The 8,803-nt window shown below is 43.0% G+C and carries 10 protein-coding genes and 2 rRNA genes; 2 read left to right on the forward strand and 10 right to left on the reverse strand.

The annotated features are described in order from the left end of the window. Positions 1–100: 100 nt before the first annotated feature. The 7 genes from MAGTDC_RS06135 to MAGTDC_RS00650 all read right to left on the reverse strand — a co-directional run bounded on the left by MAGTDC_RS06135 (position 101) and on the right by MAGTDC_RS00650 (position 3,065). Positions 101–661 carry a hypothetical protein gene (locus MAGTDC_RS06135; protein WP_278046859.1) on the reverse strand — a complete coding sequence of 187 codons (561 nt, stop codon included), beginning with the start codon at positions 659–661 and terminating at the stop codon, positions 101–103. Next, on the reverse strand, positions 627–794 hold the full coding sequence (locus MAGTDC_RS04175) for a hypothetical protein (RefSeq protein ID WP_192572941.1): 168 nt from the start codon (positions 792–794) through the stop codon (positions 627–629). The genes MAGTDC_RS06135 and MAGTDC_RS04175 overlap by 35 nt, the downstream gene beginning before the upstream one ends. 591 nt (positions 795–1,385) lie before the next feature. After that, positions 1,386–1,562, reverse strand: a complete 177-nt coding sequence (locus tag MAGTDC_RS04180; protein WP_192572942.1) for a hypothetical protein — start codon at positions 1,560–1,562, stop codon at positions 1,386–1,388. A gap of 386 nt (positions 1,563–1,948) precedes the next feature. After that, complete coding sequence (locus tag MAGTDC_RS00640; RefSeq protein WP_146656597.1) at positions 1,949–2,152, reverse strand: hypothetical protein; 204 nt, start codon at positions 2,150–2,152, stop codon at positions 1,949–1,951. Positions 2,153–2,234: 82 nt separating this feature from the next. Then, complete coding sequence (locus MAGTDC_RS04185) at positions 2,235–2,372, reverse strand: hypothetical protein (protein ID WP_192572943.1); 138 nt, start codon at positions 2,370–2,372, stop codon at positions 2,235–2,237. An 85-nt stretch (positions 2,373–2,457) separates the two neighbouring features. Continuing rightward, positions 2,458–2,826: a hypothetical protein gene (locus MAGTDC_RS00645; protein WP_146656598.1), complete on the reverse strand. Its 369-nt coding sequence runs from the start codon at positions 2,824–2,826 to the stop codon at positions 2,458–2,460. A 23-nt stretch (positions 2,827–2,849) separates the two neighbouring features. After that, complete coding sequence (locus MAGTDC_RS00650) at positions 2,850–3,065, reverse strand: hypothetical protein (protein WP_146656599.1); 216 nt, start codon at positions 3,063–3,065, stop codon at positions 2,850–2,852. Between the two features lie 437 nt (positions 3,066–3,502). Between MAGTDC_RS00650 and MAGTDC_RS00655 the strand changes: the two genes are divergently transcribed. Both MAGTDC_RS00655 and MAGTDC_RS00660 read left to right on the forward strand, forming a co-directional pair. Beyond that, positions 3,503–5,027 (forward strand): 16S ribosomal RNA (locus tag MAGTDC_RS00655). Between the two features lie 156 nt (positions 5,028–5,183). Then, positions 5,184–7,881: ribosomal RNA gene (locus MAGTDC_RS00660) — 23S ribosomal RNA — on the forward strand. The 16S and 23S rRNA genes sit together here, the layout of an rRNA operon. Here MAGTDC_RS00660 and MAGTDC_RS00665 read toward each other — a convergent pair. From MAGTDC_RS00665 to MAGTDC_RS00670, 3 genes are all read right to left on the reverse strand, one after another. Then, positions 7,878–8,123 carry a hypothetical protein gene (locus MAGTDC_RS00665; RefSeq protein ID WP_146656600.1) on the reverse strand — a complete coding sequence of 82 codons (246 nt, stop codon included), beginning with the start codon at positions 8,121–8,123 and terminating at the stop codon, positions 7,878–7,880. The two genes, MAGTDC_RS00660 and MAGTDC_RS00665, sit on opposite strands and share 4 nt — an antisense overlap. 123 nt (positions 8,124–8,246) lie before the next feature. Next, on the reverse strand, positions 8,247–8,399 hold the full coding sequence (locus MAGTDC_RS04190) for a hypothetical protein (RefSeq protein ID WP_192572938.1): 153 nt from the start codon (positions 8,397–8,399) through the stop codon (positions 8,247–8,249). A gap of 1 nt (position 8,400) precedes the next feature. Continuing rightward, positions 8,401–8,772, reverse strand: coding sequence for a hypothetical protein (locus tag MAGTDC_RS00670; protein WP_192572939.1), 372 nt, complete (start codon positions 8,770–8,772; stop codon positions 8,401–8,403). Positions 8,773–8,803 lie beyond the last annotated feature (31 nt).

The raw sequence follows: 8,803 nt of genomic DNA on the forward strand, positions 1-8,803 counted from the left end.
GATTATCATCCTTGGTTTGGATACAAAGTTCGGTAGTAGTTCCACTAATGATTCAACCATCACAATATCAAATAAAACCTTCAGAACACTATCTTATGGCCTACATCCGTCCTCAGGTTGGGAAGATATAGCCGAAATAGTAGTCAAGGTCATGGATTACAGACCAAACCTCATAGTTGCCAACCCAGTTTCATGTTCAACCATAACAGATTGGCACTTCTCCAAACGAATAGCAGACTAAGTCTGATACCCCATTGTTAGCTGATATCTTACACATAGTAACCCAAGTTACAACAAAATCATTGCCATCCCCATTATTTCAATGTGATCTGATAACTATGGCAACAACCACCTCCCTAAGAGGTCCTTCTTGCGGTTTGATCCTAACAAACAAACCATACATCTCCAAACGTATATCTGCATACCAAAACCTCAACATATCTGCCAACCTGTTCAATAACTGATCTAACAGCCATGGCCCAAGCCATGACCGAGGTCCGTAACCTCCATTCAAGTCCTGAATGAGGAACCTCACCGATAACATCCAAGCCCTAACATCCGGCCTATCTAAAAGAAATATAAACATACCATCGAGCTGATCTCTCAACCATCAAATACCTCTGAACTTAACAAAATTTGGTATAACACCCAGCCATGCCAAACACTGGCTGAACCGTTGTTACATCACGATAACTGATCCCGATCCCTCTTCTCGTTGGCATGACATCATTCTTACTCAAGACTAAGTCCTTTACATTCCGTCTTCCGATCCATACCTTCCCATGAACTACCAACATTATCAGAAATGTTAGACGTAAGTCCTCTTATCAATGAGCGGCAACATGCCTCTCCCTTATCCGATCGAAACCAACATCAAGATGAAAGTCTTAGATCTAGCTGATGTTTATCCTGTTAATGTACCATATTTCTTCAAAATGGGCAAGCCTCCAGCTTGCTTCCTAATTTCTCAAACCCAACATCCTAACAACCTGATCATCCATCTCTAATCCTCTCAACCTCATGGCATAATCCATCTGTTACTAACATCCATACCCACTAATATGACCGGATCTTAACAACAAAATCCTCAGGATACTCCATCAAACGGAGGTTGTTGATCCATCTTACCAACGATCCCTTTATCTACCCATCTAGACCATATCTCATCGAGAATATCTATTCGATATTAACAACCAATCAAGATCTAACAACAACCACCATCAATTCTAATCTACCTTCAATAGGATTAAAAATCCCAACATTAATCCAATCCAACCTAAACATCCATTGTTATTAACAAAATCCACAACAAAATGATGTTATTCATCTGCTATCGGCATTTAACAACAAAATAATAAATAATCCATCAAGGATTGATTCTACCTTTAAACAACCACATTACCCCTTCCCTCTCTCATCGAGACTCTAATACCAACCTTACACCAATTATCTCCCAAATTAATCCATCTTCTCAACAAAGTGGCACTTGATCCCATAAAACAACAACAAACATGAATAATCAACCCAATCCATCCCTTCTCACCCCAACATCTAACATTCATGTTTCATTCATATATTTCAATCCCAACGAACCATGATAACTTATCACTACAACCCCATTAACCCCAATCTCGGACCAAACGTTGTAACCAACAGCCCACCCATCTCCATCCTATTATAACCAACACTGATACAACATAGTGATACAAAATAACTTTATCAAAGACCTCAAAACGTTAATCTTCAAACATTTAGACTCCGATAGTCTCAAGATCATCGATCTTATAAGATCAAGTAAAAAACTCCTAACGTCTAGAATGGCAGATTTAAATCAACTGGTATGTTCTCGATTCGGAAACAACCACCTCACTAAGAGATCGAATCTAATTTTAGTTATCCTCTGAGGTATCTGTTGTTCAATGTTAACCTGATGTTGACTATTCTATCTCTAATAAAACGTTAACAACGACCAGAGGTCGATAGATCGACAATTATCATTGGTGTTTGGCATCGATCGATCATCATTCGATCCATCACCACCCTTCATAGTAATCATCTCTAATGATCTATCTCTTAACCTCCTATCTCCTCACAACCAACAAGCCAACTTCGAACGTTGGCATCCGGTAACAACCGTCTCAGACCGATACAATTTTGTTATAACAACATCCGACCTCCACGTATCGGAACCAGATTATCAGCCAAGTCAACGTAGTTGACCCCCAACCAGATCTCTATTCAATATCTATCAACATTACCGATCCTCTATTGGCTTCCAAGCCAATCTTCCCGTCCATTGATACCAACAAATAAACACAAGCCAACGCCCATGACATCGTTGGCATGCCAGTGAGCTGATTAATCTCTACCAACTCTTAACTAATTCTACATCTGATGGATCACCATCAACATCTCAACCGATCAAGGATCCGACCCCATCCAACCTCCCAACACATCTTAATCCCAACCTCAAACCTTTTGTTGTTGCTGTTGATCATTAACCTTAAGCCATACTTTAATTTGATCTTCATGTTCTGATGCCCCTCTCCATGGGGCCGAACCTCCACACAACCATTCATCGAGGTCTAGATCCGAAGGATCAAACATTATCATATCTCCCCGACCATTAAGGAGGGGAATAAACAACCCGAATCCCGATGATCACCCTCAACGAAGGGTGCATCAGATGAGGGATTCGACCTGATGGTCCCATCCGACCCAACATCGATCATGACTATACACCAACCTCCGACCTCCTACTATCCTAGGCATTACCAATGACCATATCTCTCTATCCAACGTACCTACCTCAATAGTACCTTTCATCACTATAATCTCCAATTCTATATCTATTTGATAACAACGTTGGTACTAAAATATCTGATTCACCCTTCAAACGTTGGCTTACCATCTGCCATTCTCCGTCCATCAACAGCACGATCGGTGTTTCCACCATCAGATGATGGGTAGTAAGAACATTTGAAATTCTCTTTCTTCGGAACATTACACCATCCAATCCGATAACATCCCATAGTAATCTTGATTCATTGAGAACAACCAATCATCTCGATCTAGGATCAATGAGGCCGCTCTCATCAGAAAGATGAGAAGAACTCTATAATCCTCCGAAGGAGGTTCCAACCAGTGAACAAGTGAAACCAAGTCTGTTCTAGCCGTTTGAAGGATTAAAACCTATTCCCTATCGAACAAACGTACCATTGCCGCAACAACGTCCAGTCTCTGGTCTCTATGTTGGTTCGTAACATCTTGGCCGTCCAACCAAGGATCTAAGCCAACGACCACACCATCCCTGTAATCTAAACTGTTTTAAAAGATATTATCATGTTTAAAAACTTGACGTTTACTCGAAGTATATCATATATACCTGAAGGTCGAACACCGATCACCTGTTTTTTTTATCTTTGTTATTATTATGTATGAATGTTGTTCGTGGCCTAGATGCTGCAGTGGAAAGGTATACACCACCATTGTGTGGTGGTTTTTTGAATCGAGCTTGATCCTGGCTCAGAACGAATGCTGGCGGCAGGCCTAACACATGCAAGTCGAGCGGACAACCTCAAACAGGTTGTTAGCGGCGAACGGGTGAGTAACACGTGAGAATCTACCTTGTTCAACGGGATAGCTTAAGGAAACTTGAGGTAATACCGTATGATTCCTGCAACAGGTAAAGATTTCAATCGGAACAAGATGAGCTTACGGTAGATTAGCTAGTTGGTGGGGTAAAAGCCTACCAAGGCCAAGATCTATAGCTGGTCTGGGAGGACGAACAGCCACATTGGGACTGAGACAAGGCCCAACCCTCTTAGGAGGGCAGCAGTGAGGAATATTGGACAATGGGCGTAAGCCTGATCCAGCCATGCCGCATGAGTGACCTGAAGGTCCAATGGACTGTAAAACTCTTAGACTAATGATTAATAGTGATAACGTTAGTTAAATAAAGCTCCGGCCAACTTCGTGCCAGCAGCCGCGGTAATACGAGGGGAGCGAGTGTTGTTCAGTTTTATTGGGCGTAAAGGGCACTCAGGTTGCTTCATAAGTTAACAACCAAATCTTGGAACTTAATTCCATCACGGTTATTAATACTGTGTTGCTTAGAACTTGGTGGAGGTGATCATAATTCCAAGTGTAGAGGTGAAATTCGTTGATATTTGGAGGAGTACCAAAGGCGAAGGCAGATCATCATGCTAAGTTGACACTGAAGGTGCGAAAGCATGGGGAGCAAACAGGATTAGATACCCTGGTAGTCCATGCCCTAAACGTTGAGAGCTAACAGTTAAACGACATATGTCAAACCATATTTTCGTTGATTGTACAACTAACGTGTTAAGCACTCCGCCTGGGGATTACGACCGCAAGGTTAAAACTCAAAGGAATTGACGGAGACCCGCACAAGCGGTGGAGCATGTGGTTTAATTCGAAGCTACACGAAGAACCTTACCAGCCCTTGACATACCAAGATTTAACATCCTGGAAACAGGATGCCAATTCAATGGCTAAGACCCGTTGAACAACTTGGAACAGGTGCTGCATGGCTGTTGTCAGCTCGTGTCGTGAGATGTATGGTTAAGTTCCATAACGAGCATAACCCTCATCCATAGTTGCCGAAAACAAGTAATGAGTGGCTCTCTATGGAGACTGCCAACGTAAGTTGGAGGAAGGTGAGGACCACAACAAGTCATCATGGCCCTTATGGGCTGGGCCACACACGTGCTACAATGGTAGGTACAAAGAGTCGCAATACCGCGAGGTGGAGCTAATCTCATTAAAACCTATCTCAGTCCGGATTGTACTCTGCAACCCGAGTACATGAAGTAGGAATCGCTAGTAATCGTGGATCAGCATGCCACGGTGAATACGTTCTCGGGTCTTGTACACACCGCCCGTCACACCATGGGAGTCATTTTTGTTTCAAGTCCATTCAGATATGGACGTCGACAACGTTGATGACCGAGGTGAAGTCGTAACAAGGTAGCCGTAGGTGAACCTGTGGCTGAAACAGATAAAATAAAGGTCTGAAGTTTAGACTGAAGACACATTTTAATAGGATATGGTAAGATATCGGATACCAATCTGATGTTGTTGCTAAAGTAATTAAACCATTTGTAAGCTCAAAGGTAACTTTGTTGCGGTTCCACATGACAATGTGGTTTTGATATGATATAAATGATAGTAATGCATCCGGTGGATGCCTAGGTGTGTCCATCAGGAAGTCATGACGGAAGAAAATGAACTCGTGATGCTTCTTTGGTAGGAGTAACATCTCCACATCGAAGCTTGGACGTAGGGAACTGAAACATCTTAGTACCTATAGGAAGATATATCTAGGATATTTTGTTAGTAGCAGAGAGCGAACCCAAACCTTGGCTATTATGATGATGTGATAGTGTTATTACTTTGGAAGAGGTAACAACCATGAGTGAGAGTCTCATAAACATCTAATCAATCATCGAAATAAAGTAGAACGAGATACCATGAAGCTCGTCCGAAGATAGGAGGACCACCTTCTAAGCCAAAATATATGGACACAACCGATAGTGAACTAGTACCGTGAGGGAACGGTGAAACAGATGTCCGAACAGGATAGTGAAACAGATCCTGAAACCGGATGCTAACAAGCAGTCGGAGGGTCCAAAGACCTGACGACGTACCTTTTGTATAATGGGTCAACGAGTTGCTGTTGCAAGCGAAGCTTAAAGTTAATACAAAAGCGAAGTGAAAACGAGTCCGCAAAGGGCAAACAACAAGTTTGCAGCTTCAAACCCGAAACCGAGTGATCTAACCATGGGCAGATTGAAGGTTGATAAACATCATCCGAAGGATCGAACCCGTACGTGTTGCAAAACGTTGGGATGACCTGTGGTTAGGGGTGAAAGGCCAATCAAACTCGGAGATAGCTGGTTCTCTGCGAAACCTATGTAGGTAGGTCATTAGCTGTATCTCAGGTAGGGGTAGAGCTCTGAATTGACAGGCATAACGAGAATTATGTTAAGTCTAAACAAACTTCGAATACTACTGATGAATCAATAGTTAATAATCACACCATGAGCATAACGTCCATGGTGGAGAGGGTAACAACCCAGACCTTGGAATAAGGTCCTTAAATCTGATCTAAGTGAAAAAGATGGCAGTTGTTCAATGTCGATCAGGATGTAGGCTTAGAAGCGGCCATCATCTGAGGAAAGCGTAACAGCTCACTGATTAACGAATGATCTGTATCGAAAATGTAACGGGACTAAGTTCTGGTACCGAAGTCAAGGGCGTTGCCAATCGAGCAACGCAGTAGCAGAGCATTCCGTAGGCCATGGAAGGCAACCCGTAAGGGTTGTTGGAGGTATCGGAAGCGAGAATGTTGACATGAGTAACGATAATTGAAAGAAGAGAACCTTTCACACCGAATGATTAAGGTTTCCTGTTTAAAGTCGATCTGAACAGGGTTAGCCGATCCCTAAGGTAAAGCGGAAACGCATAGCCGATGGCAATCACGTTAATATTCGTGAGCCTTACGCAAGTGACTTAATTCGAACCATGTTTTATCTTAACGGATTGACATGGCATGTTAGAATTAACAAGAAACAGCTTGTGGACGTTGTTCGTACCAAAAACTGACACAGGTGATCAGGTAGAGTATACCAAGGTGTATGAGATAATTGTGCTGAAGGAACTCGGCAAACTGCATGTGTAACTTCGGAAGAAACATGACCTGATATGGGTAACCAAAATCAGGTGTAACAAAATTGAGGGAAGCGACTGTTTACCAAAAACACAGGACTCTGCCAAATCGTAAGATGAAGTATAGAGTCTGACGCCTGCCCGGTGCTGACCAGCGAAAACCGAATGTTCGAAGCATCCGGTCTAAGTTTCAGTAAACGGCGGCCGTAACTATAACGGTCCAAAGGTAGCGAAACCCCTTGTCGGGTAAGTTCCGACCAGCATGAATGGCGTAACGACTTCCCTGCTGTCTCCAGCACAAGCTCAGTGAAATTGAAATCCTCGTGAAGATGCGAGGTACCTGCGGCAAGACGGAAAGACCCCGTGCACCTTTACTGCAACCTTGTATTGATGGATTTTGATCAATTGTACAGTGTAGATGGTAAGTGATGACCGTTGGCCGTTAGCCCAACGTAAACTGTCAATGAAACAACATCCTGTTGACAAATGACATCTCATTGCTGTAAGCCAATCTTAACGCAAGACCATGCAAGGCGGGTAGTTTGACTGGGACGGTCTCCTCCTAAAAGGTAACAGAGGTGTACATAAGGTAGGCTCATGACGTTTGGAAATCGTCAGTAGAGTACAATGGCATATGCCTGCTTAGACTGCGAGACAGACATGTCAAGCAGAGACGAAAGTCGGTCATAGTGATCCAATAACACCATGTGGAAGGGTTATTGCTTAACGGATAAAAGGTACGCCGGGGATAACAGGCTAATAGCTCCCAAGAGTTCTTATCGACGGAGCTGCTTGGCACCTCGATGTCGACTCATCGCATCCTGGGGCTGAACAAGGTCCCAAGGGTATGGCTGTTCGCCATTTAAAGCGGTACGTGAGTTGGGTTCAGAACGTCGCAAGACAGTTCGGTCCCTATCTGCCGTGGGTATAAGAACTGTTGATGGGATCTGTCTCCAGTACGAGAGGATCGAGATGGACATACCTCTGGTCTCCCTGTTGTCATGACCAAATGGCATGGCAGGATGGCTAAGTATGGAACGGATAACAGCTGAATGCATCTAAGCCGGAAGCCAACCCAAAAACAAACGTTCTATTAAGGGTCGTGACAGACCATCACGTTGATAGGTCAGATGTGTAAGCATGGTAACATGCTCAGCTGACTGATACTAATATCCCGAAAACTATGACTAACAAAATGTTAACCTAAACTGTAAGCAACCTCCGTCTAATAGAGTGTATGTGTAAACCTTACAGTTATCAAGCCTCCGATCTCCTGAAAGGAGTACTCAATACCATCAGATTCCATCCGAATAATCAAACCAACATCTAATTCCATCGTCAGATCCAACCAAGTGAACACAACTTGAAACCAATCCCATCTCATGACCTAACAACCTCAAATCTCCCAACCCCAACACATGATTCCAACGCATCGTCTCTTTTTAATCTCTTTTAATCCGTTCAACTCCAATCTCGGTTAACTAACACAGGTCAAAGACCATTCTTCCTCATATCAATCAACCCCATCAGGGTTGTCCTTCATCCTCTATCTAACACTATCCATCGATTAGTCAGTTAAACTCGGCTTCCATTAAGGAAACGAGTTCAGATCAAACATCCGTTCGATTACTACAAAGTGAATTACTGACAGCCACCACAACGTCCAGTCACCATCAACTCCCATCGGAACGACATGATAGTAACCGCAAGTTATAGAACAACATTCACTATTCAAATTATAAACCAACCTCCAGTCTCAGAGGAACTTCAAACTAACTCATATAAAACAAGTACAGAAGTCTCTTTACCGATCGAGACCCATCCAAACCTCAATGTTTGATTAGAATCTCTGTTATTAAACGAGCAAATCAAGTATTTAACTAACCTGAACCTTGGTTTAACACAATCTCCAGTCTCTCAAGCAATACTGAAAGCTCAAGCCATCCTGCTCTCACTCCAACCCCTACCTGATAACTCCAGCATCTTTGTTGCCTTCGAACAAGTTGCCATCAACAACACCAAGACCACCTTCGACTGCGAATCTGCCAACGTTCGATCAAATTCAAGCAACCAAATGTACAACACGGCTCTATCGGCTCTTCTATCCTAAAAT

Source organism: Candidatus Hodgkinia cicadicola, from assembly GCF_002774925.1.